Here is a 14,653-nt window from a genome sequence, read left to right on the forward strand (position 1 = left end):
TATTTTATTAGTTGTAAACCATATTGAAGTTAGCTGTACCGTTGGCAGAACCCGCGGTAACCGCACTGGTCGAGACATAGTCAGCAAAGAATTCGAGATCGGCGGTTCCGGTAGTGGTGCCGCTGGCACCGGCGGTAACGCTATGGCCGCGAGAAACGTCGCCAAGCTCAACCGGCGTCGATTTGTCATCTTCATACAGCTTAATCGCTACCCCTTTTGCGGTACCGTTAATCGCCAGTAGATCGCTATTGTTGCTATCGCGGGTACCGTCAAACAGCACCGAGACGGTGGTGACGGTGGAAGGACAATCTTTGACTTTGATATGAAAGGAGGTTTTGGTGGTTTCTGAACCCGTGCCGGTAAAATAGCTGCTCGCCCATTTTCCCAGATCGACGCTTTGATTCGCGCTGGTGCTATCAACATTACAGGAGGAGTCGGTAATAGAGCCGGTAAATTCCACCTGACCGCCCGTTCCTTGCGTGCCCGCATTCGAGCCGGGATTCACGGTCATTGCCGAACTGGCCGGCTGTGAAGGCGTGGATAATGCGCTGCCAGACACCAGAGCACCGACAAACATTGCCATAATACGAAATTGCTTTTTCATTATTTATCTCATCTCTAACTTATATTTTTACAGATTCCGCGCTAAGGCTTAAGGCCGCGCAAATCTGCATACAGATCCTCCATGTTAATAGTATTGGCGTTCCGTCCGCAGGCCATCAGGAAAAAACCCGTGCCGCTCAATTGATCATGCGTAATAAAATAAAAAGTGCTTTTAGCGAAATTGACTAACCATTTATTCAGGGAACAAATAAATACTATCCCTACCCATTACAAATCGCAATATTTTGTTATGTTAATGAAATGCTGTTTTATTTCACATATAAAAATAATATTAAAGACATTGCGCTTTTTGTTAATTAACGCAACCAAAAATCACGATACAATAACATCAAATCGCAACATTGGATTGCACAATTTAACAAACGCAACGAATTTAGCCGCTATTTTGCGGCAATAAATCCGTGAGCACGCGCGGCATTTATTAAATATTAGGATTAATCTTAGGTTGCGTTCAATCTTATTTTCGTAAACGAATAATCAATAATCACGTGAGTAATTATTAATAATCAATATGGAAGAAGCTTTTTTAAGCGGCAAGCGGCTGGACGCAAAAGCAATAACAGTACTTTTTTTATGGAATAAAAACCCGCAATCAAACAAGATTGCGGGCGGTATTGAAAAATGAATAAATAGCAGGCTTCGATCAGAACAGGCCCAGCGGCGCGGTACCGTAGCTGACCAGCAGGTTTTTCGTCTGCTGGTATGCGTTGAGGGCCATTTTATGCGTTTCACGCCCTACGCCGGACTGTTTGTAACCGCCGAATGCGGCGTGCGCAGGATAGATGTGATAACAGTTGGTCCACACCCGGCCGGCTTTTATGCCGCGCCCCATGCGATAGGCAAGATTGGTATCCCTCGTCCACACCCCAGCCCCAAGGCCGAACTGGGTCTGATTAGCGATAGACAGCGCCTCAGCTTCATCCTTAAAGGTGGTCACGCCAATCACCGGGCCGAAAATCTCTTCCTGGAAGCTGCGCATATCGTTGCGTCCCTGAATCAGCGTCGGCTGAATATAGTAGCCGTTATCCAGTTCGGCAGAGATGCTGGCGCGTTCGCCGCCGGTCAGGATGGTACCGCCTTCATCGCGAGCGATCTTGATATACGAGAGTATTTTATCGAACTGCTGACGTGACGCCTGCGCGCCGATCATCGTACCGGTGTCAAAGGGGTCGCCGCGGCGAATTTGCGCCACTTTGTCCATGACCCGCGCCATAAAGGGTTCGTAAATAGACTCCTGAATCAGCGCGCGGGACGGGCAGGTACAAACCTCCCCTTGGTTAAAGAAGCCCAGCACCAGGCCTTCCACCGCCTTCTCGATATACTCTTCTTCCCCCTCCATCACGTCGGCAAAGTAGATGTTCGGCGATTTACCGCCCAGCTCAACGGTGCAAGGGATAATGTTTTCCGCCGCGCAGGCCATAATATGGCGGCCAACCGGCGTCGAGCCGGTAAAGGCGATTTTGGCAATGCGTTTACTGGTGGCCAGCGCTTCGCCCGCCTCCTTGCCAAAACCCTGAACCACGTTAAGGACGCCCGCCGGGAACAGATCGCCAATAATCTCCAGCAGCAGCGTGATGCTTAGCGGCGTCTGCTCCGCCGGTTTTAGTACCACGCAGTTACCTGCCGCCAGCGCCGGCGCCAGTTTCCAGGCGGCCATTAACAGCGGAAAGTTCCACGGGATAATTTGTCCGACCACGCCAAGAGGCTCATGGAAATGGTAAGCCACCGTCGTTTCATCAATCTCCGCCGTGCTCCCTTCCTGCGCGCGCAGGCAGCCGGCGAAGTAGCGGAAGTGATCGACCGCCAGCGGCAGGTCGGCGTTGAGCGTTTCGCGGATCGGTTTGCCGTTATCCCAGCTCTCCGCCACCGCCAGATACTCGAGGTTGGCCTCAATACGGTCGGCAACCTGCAGCAGCAGATTGGCGCGCTGCTGAGCCGACGTTTTGCCCCAGGCGTCGGCGGCCCGATGCGCCGCATCCAGGGCGAAGTCGATATCTTTGGCATCCGATCGCGGGAACTGACCAATGTTGCTACCGTCGACCGGGGAGGTGTTCATAAAGAATTCGCCGCCAATCGGCTCGACAAATTTACCATCAATAAAGTTACCGTAAGCAGACTTCAGTGAAACCAAAGCGCCCGGCGTGCCAGGATGTGCATAACGCATCGCGAATCTCCTTCATGTAGGGTTGAAGCGCAGCGGCGTATTAGTTTTGTCCGGCGGCTCGCTGCGTCTTCAGACCATTGCAGGGGGCGTGCCACCTTTTTCGCCACCAAAAATATTTCTATTTTTCATATTGATAGTCTATAAATCTCGCTTTCTGTTGCACTGAATGTTCCTTATGTGTTGCAAATCGCAACACTAACAAAACCTTGTAGCTACAATATTGCAACACTAGTGAGATGACGAGGTGTCCCGTGCCAGGAAATCCATTTGCCCTGACGCCAGAGATCAAAGCGAGCCCGCTGCTGAGCGACTCCTGGTGCCGCAGCCAGCGCTATGGCATCGACCCCGCTACTGACGACTTCCCTCGCCTGCACGCCAGCGAGCTGGCCGACAGGCTCGCCAGCCATAGTCGTCTGCAAAAGCTGGCCCAGCCGGTGGTTAATGCCTTGTCCAGCAAGGTCAACGATCTGCAATCGGTGGTGATCCTCTCTGACGCCAGCGGACTGGTTTTGCAAACCTTTGGTGAGACGCAGGCCATGCAGAAAGCGCAGCGCTTCGCTTTAGCCCCGGGCAACCTGTGGAGCGAAAGCGGACGCGGAACCAACGCCATCGGCACCGCGCTGGCGATAGACGACAGCTGCGAAATTGATGGCCGTCAGCATTTCCTCACCAGCAACCAGGGCCTGTATTGCGCCGCCGTACCGCTGCAAAATCCCGAGGGGAAAATAGCCGGGGTGCTGGATATCTCCGGCCCGGCCCACTATCCGCACGCCCGGACGCTGGCGTGGGTAAAAGGCGCCGCGAAGCAAATAGAATATCTATGGGTGAAACAGAGTCTGCACCCGCAGCAGTGGCTGATGAGCCTGCATCCCCGGGCGGAAAAACTCGACAGCGTAGACGAACGGCTGCTGGTCTTTACCGATAACGTGCTGACGGCGGCTAACCGGCTGGCGATGCGCGAATTCGACCTCGACGCCGCCCGGTTTGGTCATCTCACTTTCCAGCAGCTTTTTTCGCAGCTGCGGCAAACCGCCGTTAGTATCCCGCTGCCGGTCGCCGTCGGAGGGCACAACTACTATTACCGTCTGCGTGCTCCCGCGACCGCCAGCGTGGCGACGACCGCGCGCCCGGCACTCGATCTGCCGTTCTCCAGCCCGCATGAATCAGAAAAGCTGCTGCGTCTGCTTAATGCCGGGATTGGCTTATGTATCGAAGGAGAGACCGGCTGCGGCAAAGAGTACGTCAGCCGCACGCTGCACCGGCACAGCCGCTGGAGCAGCGGCAAATTCGTCGCCATCAACTGCGCCGCTATTCCGGAATCGCTAATTGAATCAGAACTGTTTGGCTACCAGCCCGGCGCGTTTACCGGGGCAAACAAAAACGGCTATATCGGCAAAATCCGCGAGGCCGATGGCGGCATTCTTTTTCTTGATGAAATTGGCGATATGCCGTTAGCGCTACAGACCCGGCTGCTGCGGGTCTTGCAGGAGAAAGAGGTCACGCCGCTAGGCGCCAGCCGGAGCTCGCCGGTGAACTTCGCGGTCATTTGCGCGACCCATCGCAACCTGGCGCAGCGGGTGGCCGAAGGCGTCTTCCGCGAAGACCTGCTCTACCGCCTGCGTGAGTTTGCCCTGACGCTGCCGCCGCTGCGCAAGTGGCCTGAACTGCCTGCGTTTATTCAGCGGCTGTGGCGCGAGCAGGGCGGAGAGAAACGTCGCATCACGCTGGCCCCGGAGGTTATACAACGGCTGGCGGCTCAGCCCTGGCCAGGCAATGTGCGCCAGCTGCAAAGCCTGATGAGAGTATTGCTGGCGCTTGCCGAAGATGGTGAAACGCTGGGGGTCGATGATTTGCCTCATGAGTACCGAACCCCGACCGCCGCGCCGGGTGGGCTACAGCAGCACGATGCGCAGCTGATTGCCGACACCCTGGCAAGCTATAACGGCAATATCAGTAAGGCCGCGCAGGCTTTAGGCGTCGCACGCAGTACGCTCTATCGCCGCGCCGCCCGCCGCGGAGGCCAGTGAGCCAGCCATGGAGATTACGTCAGGGCATGAAGCGCGGCGGTAGCCAGGCGAACAGGCGTTTACTTATCGTTTCGCACAGGGAGGTTAATCGTCGCCCGACGCCCTGCCAGACAAGCTGCGCGCTACCGACGCCACAGGCTGAAATAAATCGTCGTGGATTCAGCCAGGCTATTTAGCCTCACAACATTCATGACTGGCGTAATGCGCTTTTTTATTTTAGTATTTACTAAATTTAGAAAAGACTAAAATAAATGAATACACCAGAACAGCTACAGGCCAGCGCGGGCGAAGCCGCCGCGCTGCTGAAAGCCATGAGCCATCCCAGCAGGCTTTTGATTCTGTGCATGCTGTGCGATTCGCCGGGCACCAGCGCCGGCGAGCTGGCGCGGATCACCGGATTAAGCCCCTCCGCCACATCTCAACATCTGGCGCGAATGCGCGATGAAGGGCTGATCGGCTGCGAGCGTCAGGCGCAGCGGATCCACTACTTCATTACCCGGCCAGCGGTGCAGCAAATCGTCACCGCGCTAAAGTCAATTTACTGTCCTTAAGGAGCGTCTATGACTATCGCTACACTTTCTCCCGCCGAAGCCCGGGCGCTCATCGACAGAGGCGCCCGGCTGGTCGATATCCGCGATGCCGATGAATACGCCCGTGAGCATATTCCCGGCGCACAACTCGTCCCACTGGAAACCTTGAACAAAGGCGCAGCGCTGCACGCCAGCCCCGAGGAGACGATTGTTTTTCACTGTCAGGCAGGTTCGCGCACTCAGAATAACGCCGCCCGTCTGGCCGCCTCCGCCGCGCCGGCGCAGGCCAGGCTGCTGGCTGGTGGAATACAGGCCTGGAAAGCGGCAGGTCTGCCGGTGGAAGAGGATAAATCACAGCCGCTACCGCTGATGCGTCAGGTTCAAATCGCCGCAGGCGTCCTGATTTTGCTTGGCGTCGCTTTAGGTTATGCGGTTAACAGCGGCTTTTTTTTGCTTAGCGCATTCGTCGGCGCCGGACTCGCCTTCGCCGGTATCACCGGCTTTTGCGGCATGGCGCGGCTTTTGGCGCTGATGCCCTGGAATCGTCGTTAACCCCTACCTCTTTCGGTCAGCTGTTGATAACGCTTTTGCTGAGCTATGGTTATTGTCAGCGATGATTTTTATCAGCACACAGGAGAAGAAGTATGTTTACAGTCGGTGACCTGGTACAGCCGCGCGCAGGCGGACCAAAACTCAAAGTCGTTGAAGTCCAGGGCGACAGCATTATTGCCGTTCAGGCCGGTAACGAGCAGGGGGAGAAATATACGCTGAAAGCAACCGAGGTAACGGCTTATAAAGAAGACGGCGATTTTGGCGTGTGCTGATTAAGCCGGGTAAAAATAACGGTGGGTTTCCCCACCGTTCTGAATATTAGATCAGGAAGCTCTCAAGGGATTTACCCTCAGCGACGGCTTTAGCGAGCGGCTTCGGCATACGTCCCTGCCCGGTCCAGGTTTTCTCGGCGCCGGTATGATCGGTAAAACGATATTTAGCCGGACGCGGCTGGCGCTTTTTGCCGCCTTTTGAAGTCGCGGTCGCGTGGCCCACTAATTCCTCTGGGGTGATACCGTCAGCGGTCATTAATTCCAGCCAGGTGTTTATTTTTTCCTGATATTCCGCCTGCTGTGCCTGAGCAGCCTGCTCTTCAGCGCGTTTTTCTTCAGTGACGGTCCTTAGCTTTGCCAGCATATCTTCAAGCACGTCAATGGAGAATTCACGAGACATGGCGCGGAGTGAACGAATATTATTCAGTTTCTCTAATAGTAATGACATATATTTCAAAAAATTCCCAAATAGCAAATAAAACAAAAGTGACGGCAATAGTTTAATTGATTCGATTATTTATTTCCAGCCCTGGATAATTCTGTATATCCATCCTCACTTAGCGACAACAAATATGATAAACAAACCGATAACAGGGTAATTATTAGCAATGAATAAGCGCTGAAAGATAGGTCAATATGAATAGCGGCCATTCTTTGATGTAATACCTGTAGGCTCAGCGAGTTATCAGAATATTCCGCTTAGCCAGGCAAAATGCGGCAGGCGTCTGTACGGAATATTCATGCATGAGTTATGAATAGCCACCCAGAGAGTTATACAGCATATCATGCTGGTTTTATGCTCTTTGATACGTAAAAAACTCCAAAAGTGACCCCGTTCACATCAGAACCCGATTCTGTCGCGAAACGACGCTGTTACCCATTGCCAGAGGTATCGTCCATTCTGCGCGTAATAAAATCAAATCATTGATAAATAATAAAAAATGAAGCAATGACAACAAAAGTAGCGTAATGAACAAAAAACAGCCAGTTGCAGAGTATTTTATCGACAAAAAGCCTTTAAATAAAAATTTATAGCTAGTTGCCACTTTTAATGCAGAGATATACTCTACGCACATCAAAACAGGCAACCCAAAACGCTAAACAAAAGCGAATCTTTTGGCATTATCGACTTCATTTTCGAGGAGCACACCGATGTTCTCTGCGCAGTCCCGCTTGCGTCATGCGGTAGCAGACACCTTTGCGATGGTGGTTTACTGCACCGTTGTGAACATGATGATCGAAATCTTTCTCTCCGGAATGAGCTTCGAGCAGTCGTTATCTTCAAGACTGGTGGCGATTCCGGTGAACATTATTATTGCCGTCCCCTACGGTTTTTATCGCGATTTTGCGATGCGCCAGGCGCGCCGCGTCAGCACATCAGGCTGGATGAAGAACATTGCGGATGTGGTGGCCTATGTGACTTTCCAGTCGCCGGTCTACGTGGCGATTTTGCTGGTTGTCGGCGCTGACTGGCATCAGATTGCCGCGGCGGTAAGTTCAAATATCGTGGTGTCGATGATGATGGGCGCAGCGTACGGCTACTTCCTCGACTACTGCCGACGCCTTTTCCGCGTCAGTCCCTACCAGCAGGCCAAAGCCTGAGTTAATGCAAAAAAGCGACTGGTTCCGCCAGCCGCTTTTTGTCAGCTGTATTGCGCTTCGCCAAACAGGCCACTCAGAAAACGCTCAAGCGCCATGCGCGAACTGAACCCGTGTGGAATACCATAATGCTGCTGAGCGTCTCCCGCTAAATACAGCGGAAACTGCTCGTAATGATCGCAGGTTTTGATATCCGACGCGGGCTCCGCAAGCGTAGTGCTGCGTTCTTTTAAAGCCGGATGAATAATTAACGCGGTACGCCCCATACGAGCTTCACGGTTCACGTAAACATAATTATCGCCACGGCGATAGCCATAGGCTTTTTGCGTCACTACATCCATGGTGAAGCCGGCTTTTTCAAGAACTCGCGCCACCTCATCGGGTCTTAAATACATACTAATTCCTCATTATCTTTTACCGCACGTTAACCTTACCTTATTCATTAAAGCCAACGCTTTCGGAATATTCCATAAAGGGCGATTTACAGCATAAAGCAAAATCTTGTCCTACACTTATAGACTCAATGGAATAAAGGGAGAAACCAATGGCCAACCGAGCAAACCGCAACAACGTAGAAGAGAGCGCTGAAGATATCCATAACGATGTCAGCCAATTAGCGGATACGCTGGAAGAGGTGCTGAAATCATGGGGCAGCGACGCCAAAGACGAAGCGGATGCCGCGCGTAAAAAAGCGCAGGCGCTGCTAAAAGAGACCCGCGCGCGCCTTAACGGCAACAACCGCGTTCAGCAGGCGGCATGCGACGCCATGGGCTGCGCTGACAGCTACGTGCGCGACAAACCGTGGCAAAGCGTTGGCGCTGCAGCAGCCGTTGGGGTATTTATTGGCGTATTGTTGAATTTACGTCGATAATAAAACTGTCAGACCAATGAAGATAACAAATACGCGTCCACCCCTGCCTACTCCGGTATGCAGGGGTTTTTATTTGTCCTGAGAAGCGAGAGCCCGAGTCAGCTTTCGTACCACCTCGCCCGCCATCTCCGCTGAGGTTAAATTGGTGAAGCTCATCAGCAGCGCCCCTTCTCCCCGGCTATCCATTCGCCAGTCGCTTAACGCCTGGATGGCCAGACCGGCCTGTCTGCCGCGCAGGGCCAGTTGACGATCGTCGCCGCTTACCCTGACGACCATCTGAATGCCGCCCGCTTGCGGAACCACCGCGATACCGTGCTCCCGCAGCGCCGATTCAAGCCACTGACGACGCTGAGCATAGCTGGCGCGCATTTTCTTCAGATGGCGCCAGAAATGGCCTTCGCGGATAAAATCAGCCAGCGTCTGCTGCCACAACGTCGGCACGCTACAGCTCATCAGCGCCGCCTGTTGGCGAAACTGCGCCACCAGCGGTTCCGGCACCACCAGCCACGCTGCGCGTAATGCCGGGAAAAACGTTTTACTGAACGCACCGGCGTAGATGACGCGCTGCGGGGCGTCGAGGCTTTTTAGCGGCGGCAGCGGCTTGCCGCGATAGCGGAATTCGCTATCGTAATCATCTTCGATAATCCACGCGTTATTCTGCGCCGCCCATAGCAGGAGCTGTCTGCGCCGGGTCAATGAGAGCGCAACGCCGAGCGGGCTTTGATGAGCCGGCGTCAGCAGCGCAAAATTCGCGTTTGGGTAATGCCGCTGCGCCCAGCCAATATCCATTCCGTCTTCGTCAACCGGAACCGGGCAGATCGCCACCCCTTCGCCGCTCACGATCGGCCGGATAAGCGGAAATCCCGGATCCTCCATCCACATTTGCTGGCCCGGCCGGGACAGGGTTCGCAGAATGAGGCTCATCGACGCCGCGTAGCTACCCGTCACCAGCACCTGCTCAGGACGACACTCTATACTGCGCGACAGGCGCAAATAATCGACGATCGCCTGCCGAAGCGTCGGGTCCCCGCAGGGATCGCCGGGCGCGAGATCGAAACGCGTTTGCGTACGCAGCCGGCGCCCCATGATCCGCGTCCACAGACCGCGTGGAAACAGATCCAGCGCGGGCAGCCCAAGCTGAAGCGGCAGCGGCGCCGTCGGTTCATCGCCGGTAACAGAGCGTTCAGGCACGCTTTGCTGTGGGCTGAGGCGATCGCTGACAAAGGTTCCCGCCTGCCCGCGCCGCTCCAGCCAGCCCTGCGCTACCAGCTCTCCCCAGGCGTTTTCAATCGTTGCTCGCGATACGCCAAGCTCCTGAGCATAGACCCGACTCGCCGGCAGCCTGCTGCCCGGCGCCAGCTCGCCGCGCTCAATTGCCTGCTTGAGCTGTCGGGCGATACGCTGGTAATGCGGGATTTTTTTGGCATCCATCATGGTCTGCTTTTTTCATCACAATATGGCTATCTTATGCAGTCCATTATAGTGCTATTTTCCTCGCGTCTTAATGAGGAGAGTAAAATGAACACACTACGTCAGCCGTACAATGAACTGAGCCCGGAAGTCTATAACGCTCTGGTTAAGGCCAAGATTACGCTGGAAAAAAGCGAGCTGGACGGCGCGCTGATAGAACTGGTGTATTTGCGGGTATCGCAAATCAACGGCTGCGCCTTCTGCCTGGAGATGCACAGCAAAGCCCTGCGTCAATCCGGCGTGGCGCAAAACAAACTGGACGCCCTGGCAGGCTGGCGGGTGAGCGCCCATTTCAGCGATGCGGAACGCGCGGCGCTGGCGTGGGCTGAATCGGTCACCCATATCGCCGAAAGCCATGCGGAAGACGCTGTTTATCTACCGCTCCTCGATCATTTTAACGCCCGGCAGATTAGCGATCTGACTTTCGCCATCAGCCTGATGAACGCCTTTAACCGCCTGGCGGTAAGCATGCGTCTGTAATTTTTCGGTAAGAAATCCCGTCCCCCGGCGGATCTTTCCTCGGGGGCCAGTCTTTACAAAAACCATATATATTGAGTTGTTGAACTTTTAAATAACTACATCTAGTATTTCCTTCAACGATAACCCATAGCACGCGGCGCCAGTTTTTGCGTCGTGCTGTTATCTTAAATGGAAATACGAATCATGCGCATTACTATTTACACTAAAAATGACTGCGTGCAATGCCATGCCACGAAACGGGCCATGGAAACCCGCGGGTTTGAGTTCGACATGGTCAATATTGACCATCATCCTGAAGCCGTCGATATGCTGCGCGAGCAAGGCTTCCGCCAGCTACCGGTGGTGATTGCCGGGGAGACCCGCTGGTCCGGCTTCCGTCCCGATATGATTAACCGCCTGCGTCCAACAGCCTCAGCGGCCAGCCTATGAGCCTGATCGTCTACTTCTCCAGCAGTTCCGAAAACACGCATCGGTTCGTCCAGCGTCTGGGGCTGCCCGCCGTGCGTATACCGCTTAACGAACGCGAGCGCATTCAGGTAGACGAACCCTACATTCTTATCGTCCCCAGCTATGGCGGCGGCGGCACGGCGGGCGCAGTACCCCGCCAGGCGATCCGTTTTCTCAACGATCCGCATAACCGCCAGCTCATTCGCGGCGTCATCGCTGCGGGTAACCGCAATTTCGGCGAGGCCTACGGTCGGGCGGGTGACGTCATCAAGCAGAAATGCGGCGTACCGTACCTCTATCGCTTTGAGCTGATGGGCACCCCGCAAGATGTCGACAACGTGCGTAAAGGAGTAAGCGAATTTTGGCAACGACAACCGCAGAACGTATAACCACCGAGGCGCCGGATTTCCATGCCCTCAACGCGATGCTGAATCTCTACGACAGCAATGGTCGCATCCCGTTTGACAAAGATCGCCAGGCAGTGGCGGCGTTTATGGCCAACCACGTTGAGCCGAATACCGTGCCCTTCGCCAGCCAGGACGACAAGCTGACGTGGCTGGTCGCCGAAGGCTATTACGATGCCAGGGTCCTGGCGCGCTACGATCGCCAGTTTATTCTTGAGCTGTTTACCTATGCGCAAAACGGCGGTTTTTGCTTCCAGACCTTTCTCGGCGCATGGAAGTTTTATACCAGCTACGCGCTGAAAACCTTTGATGGTAAGCGCTACCTTGAAGGCTTTGCCGACCGCACCTGTATGGTGGCCCTGAGCCTGGCGCAGGGTAACGAGGCGCTGGCCCACCAGCTAACCGATGAGATCCTCTCCGGGCGTTTCCAGCCCGCTACGCCGACGTTCCTCAACGCTGGTAAACAGCAGCGCGGCGAACTGGTCTCCTGTTTCCTGCTGCGTATCGAAGATAATATGGAATCGATTGGCCGGGCGGTGAATTCGGCGCTACAGCTATCGAAACGCGGCGGCGGCGTGGCGTTTCTGCTCTCTAATCTTCGCGAAGCCGGGGCGCCGATCAAGCGTATCGAAAATCAGTCCTCCGGCGTCGTACCGGTGATGAAAATGCTCGAAGATGCCTTCTCCTATGCCAACCAGCTCGGCGCGCGTCAGGGGGCCGGCGCGGTCTATCTGCATGCCCATCATCCCGATATCCTGCGTTTCCTCGATACCAAACGCGAGAATGCCGATGAAAAAATCCGCATAAAAACGCTCTCGCTCGGGGTCGTCATTCCGGATATTACCTTTCAGCTAGCGAAGGAAGACGCGCAGATGGCGCTGTTCTCGCCCTACGACGTCGAACGTCTGTACGGTAAACCGTTCGGCGATATCGCGGTAAGCGAAATGTATGCGCAACTGGTGGCCGACGAGCGGGTATGCAAGCGCTGGATCCGCGCCCGCGATCTGTTCCAGCGGCTGGCGGAAATTCAATTTGAATCCGGCTACCCGTACATCATGTTTGAAGACACGGTTAACCGCGCGAACCCAATTGCCGGGCGCATCAATATGAGCAACCTGTGTTCGGAGATCCTGCAGGTCAACGCGCCTTCCACCTTTGATGAAAACCTGGATTACGCCAGCATCGGCCAGGATATCTCCTGCAACCTCGGCTCGCTGAATATCGCCCACACCATGGACTCTCCCGACTTTGCCCGCACGGTCGAAGTTGCCGTGCGCGGTCTGACGGCGGTGTCCGATATGAGCGATATCCGTTCGGTGCCGTCGGTCGCGGCGGGTAATGCCGCTTCACACGCCATCGGCCTCGGACAGATGAATCTGCACGGCTATCTGGCGCGCGAGGGCATCGCCTACGGTAGCGAGGAAGGGCTGGATTTCACCAATTTCTATTTCTATACCATTACCTGGCACGCGCTGCGCACTTCAATGCTGATAGCACGTGAAAGAGGGACCCGTTTTGCCGGATTCGAGCAGTCGCGGTACGCCAGCGGCGACTATTTCCGGCCCTACCTGGAAGGCGACTGGCAGCCGAAAACGGCAAAAGTCCGCGCGCTGTTTGCCCGCTCCGCGATTACCCTGCCCGACCGCGATATGTGGCGGCAGCTGCGCGATGACGTGATGCGCTACGGCATCTATAACCGCAACCTACAGGCGGTGCCGCCCACCGGATCTATTTCGTACATCAACCACGCGACCTCCAGCATCCATCCGATCGTGTCGAAGATAGAGATCCGCAAGGAGGGGAAAACCGGACGCGTCTATTATCCGGCGCCGTTTATGACCAACGACAACCTGGCGCTGTATCAGGATGCTTACGAAATCGGCCCGCAGAAGATCATCGACACCTACGCCGAGGCGACGCGTCATGTCGATCAGGGGCTGTCGCTGACTCTGTTCTTCCCCGATACCGCGACCACGCGCGATATCAATAAAGCGCAAATTTACGCGTGGAAGAAAGGCATCAAAACGCTCTATTACATCCGTCTGCGCCAGCTGGCGCTGGAAGGTACCGAAATCGAAGGCTGCGTGTCCTGCGCGCTGTAAGGAGAACAGGATGACCCATTTATCGCGCGTCAGCGCCATCAACTGGAACAAAATTGAAGACGATAAGGATCTGGAGGTCTGGAATCGGCTGACCAGCAACTTCTGGCTACCGGAGAAGGTGCCGCTGTCTAACGATATCCCCGCCTGGCAAACGCTTTCCCCGGCGGAGCAGCAGCTGACAATCCGCGTCTTCACCGGCCTGACGCTGCTTGATACCATCCAGAATACCGTTGGCGCCCCGGCGCTGATGGCCGACGCTCTCACCCCGCACGAGGAGGCGGTACTGTCGAACGTCAGCTTTATGGAGGCGGTACACGCTCGCTCCTACAGCTCCATTTTCTCTACTCTCTGCCAGACTAAAGACGTCGATGCCGCTTACGCCTGGAGCGAACAAAACGCGCCGCTGCAGCGTAAAGCGCAGCTGATGCTGGAGTACTACCAGGCTGATGAACCGCTGAAGAAAAAAATCGCCAGCGTTTTTCTCGAATCATTCCTTTTCTATTCCGGCTTCTGGCTGCCGATGTACTTCTCCAGCCGGGGGAAGATGACCAACACCGCCGATCTGATTCGCCTGATCATCCGCGATGAAGCGGTACACGGTTATTACATTGGCTACAAATTCCAGAAAGGGCTGGAAATAGTCAGCGCCGAGAAGCGTGAAGAGATGAAAAACTTCGCCCTCGATCTGCTGATGGATCTGTATGACAACGAGCTGGCCTATACCCGCGAGCTGTATGGCGATAGCGGCTGGGTTGAAGAGGTTAACGCCTTCCTGTGCTATAACGCCAACAAGGCGCTGATGAATCTCGGCTACGAGGCGCTGTTCCCGGCGGAAATGGCTGCCGTCAACCCGGCGATCCTCGCTGCGCTTTCGCCGAATGCCGACGAAAACCACGACTTCTTCTCCGGCTCGGGTTCGTCGTATGTCATGGGAAAAGCGGAAGAAACCGTCGATAGCGATTGGGACTTTTAGCCTTACTTTCACCAGGAATATATCTGCATATTTCCTGGTGATTTATTTCACATTATTCATTTTCATCCCACTCAATATCTTTCGGTCATCACTGCGTCATATTCAACAGAATGCCATCGATTTCCGCCCGAATTAAGC

The 14,653-nt window shown here is 54.8% G+C and carries 16 protein-coding genes; 11 read left to right on the plus strand and 5 right to left on the minus strand.

Annotated features, from left to right (window positions below):
• Positions 1-7: 7 nt before the first annotated feature.
• Both ABLV75_RS18295 and ABLV75_RS18300 read right to left on the minus strand, forming a co-directional pair.
• Positions 8-604, minus strand: coding sequence for a fimbrial protein (locus ABLV75_RS18295; protein ID WP_004104732.1), 597 nt, complete (start codon positions 602-604; stop codon positions 8-10).
• 663 nt (positions 605-1,267) lie between these two features.
• The gene (locus ABLV75_RS18300) at positions 1,268-2,788 is read right to left on the minus strand and encodes an aldehyde dehydrogenase family protein (protein ID WP_004114686.1); all 1,521 of its coding nucleotides are present in this window, start codon (positions 2,786-2,788) and stop codon (positions 1,268-1,270) included.
• Positions 2,789-3,039: 251 nt separating this feature from the next.
• Between ABLV75_RS18300 and ABLV75_RS18305 the strand changes: the two genes are divergently transcribed.
• The 4 genes from ABLV75_RS18305 (at position 3,040) to ABLV75_RS18320 (ending at position 6,169) form a co-directional block, all read left to right on the plus strand.
• Positions 3,040-4,815 carry a sigma-54-dependent Fis family transcriptional regulator gene (locus ABLV75_RS18305; RefSeq protein WP_004104735.1) on the plus strand — a complete coding sequence of 592 codons (1,776 nt, stop codon included), beginning with the start codon at positions 3,040-3,042 and terminating at the stop codon, positions 4,813-4,815.
• Between the two features lie 251 nt (positions 4,816-5,066).
• The gene (locus tag ABLV75_RS18310; protein ID WP_004104742.1) at positions 5,067-5,366 is read left to right on the plus strand and encodes a metalloregulator ArsR/SmtB family transcription factor; all 300 of its coding nucleotides are present in this window, start codon (positions 5,067-5,069) and stop codon (positions 5,364-5,366) included.
• Positions 5,367-5,375: 9 nt separating this feature from the next.
• A complete protein-coding gene (locus ABLV75_RS18315; RefSeq protein WP_004104743.1) occupies positions 5,376-5,897 on the plus strand; it encodes a rhodanese family protein in 522 nt (173 codons plus the stop codon).
• A gap of 92 nt (positions 5,898-5,989) precedes the next feature.
• A complete protein-coding gene (locus tag ABLV75_RS18320; RefSeq protein WP_004104744.1) occupies positions 5,990-6,169 on the plus strand; it encodes a hypothetical protein in 180 nt (59 codons plus the stop codon).
• Positions 6,170-6,215: 46 nt separating this feature from the next.
• Here the strand turns inward: ABLV75_RS18320 and stpA are convergent, their stop codons facing one another.
• On the minus strand, positions 6,216-6,617 hold the full coding sequence (gene stpA / locus ABLV75_RS18325) for a DNA-binding protein StpA (RefSeq protein ID WP_004104745.1): 402 nt from the start codon (positions 6,615-6,617) through the stop codon (positions 6,216-6,218).
• 704 nt (positions 6,618-7,321) lie between these two features.
• Between stpA and alaE the strand changes: the two genes are divergently transcribed.
• Positions 7,322-7,771 carry an L-alanine exporter AlaE gene (gene alaE, locus ABLV75_RS18330; RefSeq protein ID WP_004104747.1) on the plus strand — a complete coding sequence of 150 codons (450 nt, stop codon included), beginning with the start codon at positions 7,322-7,324 and terminating at the stop codon, positions 7,769-7,771.
• 41 nt (positions 7,772-7,812) lie between these two features.
• On the opposite strand, the gene ABLV75_RS18335 is transcribed toward alaE, so the two are convergent.
• Positions 7,813-8,163 (minus strand): DUF2002 family protein, encoded by a 351-nt coding sequence (locus ABLV75_RS18335; protein ID WP_004104757.1) that lies wholly within the window; start codon positions 8,161-8,163, stop codon positions 7,813-7,815.
• A 149-nt stretch (positions 8,164-8,312) separates the two neighbouring features.
• Between ABLV75_RS18335 and ABLV75_RS18340 the strand changes: the two genes are divergently transcribed.
• Entirely contained in the window at positions 8,313-8,639 is a 327-nt protein-coding gene (locus ABLV75_RS18340) for a DUF883 family protein (RefSeq protein ID WP_004104759.1), read from the plus strand.
• Positions 8,640-8,708: 69 nt separating this feature from the next.
• Here ABLV75_RS18340 and ABLV75_RS18345 read toward each other — a convergent pair whose 3' ends face one another.
• Entirely contained in the window at positions 8,709-10,070 is a 1,362-nt protein-coding gene (locus ABLV75_RS18345) for a PLP-dependent aminotransferase family protein (protein WP_004104761.1), read from the minus strand.
• Positions 10,071-10,157: 87 nt separating this feature from the next.
• Between ABLV75_RS18345 and ABLV75_RS18350 the strand changes: the two genes are divergently transcribed.
• From ABLV75_RS18350 to nrdF, 5 genes are all read left to right on the plus strand, one after another.
• On the plus strand, positions 10,158-10,589 hold the full coding sequence (locus tag ABLV75_RS18350; RefSeq protein ID WP_004104764.1) for a carboxymuconolactone decarboxylase family protein: 432 nt from the start codon (positions 10,158-10,160) through the stop codon (positions 10,587-10,589).
• 183 nt (positions 10,590-10,772) lie between these two features.
• Complete coding sequence (gene nrdH, locus ABLV75_RS18355) at positions 10,773-11,018, plus strand: glutaredoxin-like protein NrdH (protein ID WP_004104766.1); 246 nt, start codon at positions 10,773-10,775, stop codon at positions 11,016-11,018.
• Positions 11,015-11,425 (plus strand): class Ib ribonucleoside-diphosphate reductase assembly flavoprotein NrdI, encoded by a 411-nt coding sequence (nrdI, locus tag ABLV75_RS18360; RefSeq protein WP_004104769.1) that lies wholly within the window; start codon positions 11,015-11,017, stop codon positions 11,423-11,425. The genes nrdH and nrdI overlap by 4 nt, the downstream gene beginning before the upstream one ends.
• Complete coding sequence (gene nrdE / locus ABLV75_RS18365) at positions 11,398-13,542, plus strand: class 1b ribonucleoside-diphosphate reductase subunit alpha (RefSeq protein ID WP_004104771.1); 2,145 nt, start codon at positions 11,398-11,400, stop codon at positions 13,540-13,542. The genes nrdI and nrdE overlap by 28 nt, the downstream gene beginning before the upstream one ends.
• 10 nt (positions 13,543-13,552) lie before the next feature.
• Complete coding sequence (gene nrdF / locus ABLV75_RS18370; protein WP_004104773.1) at positions 13,553-14,515, plus strand: class 1b ribonucleoside-diphosphate reductase subunit beta; 963 nt, start codon at positions 13,553-13,555, stop codon at positions 14,513-14,515.
• Positions 14,516-14,653: the final 138 nt, after the last annotated feature.

Source organism: Klebsiella sp. CN_Kp066 (genome assembly GCF_040065135.1).
Taxonomy (GTDB): domain Bacteria; phylum Pseudomonadota; class Gammaproteobacteria; order Enterobacterales; family Enterobacteriaceae; genus Klebsiella; species Klebsiella oxytoca.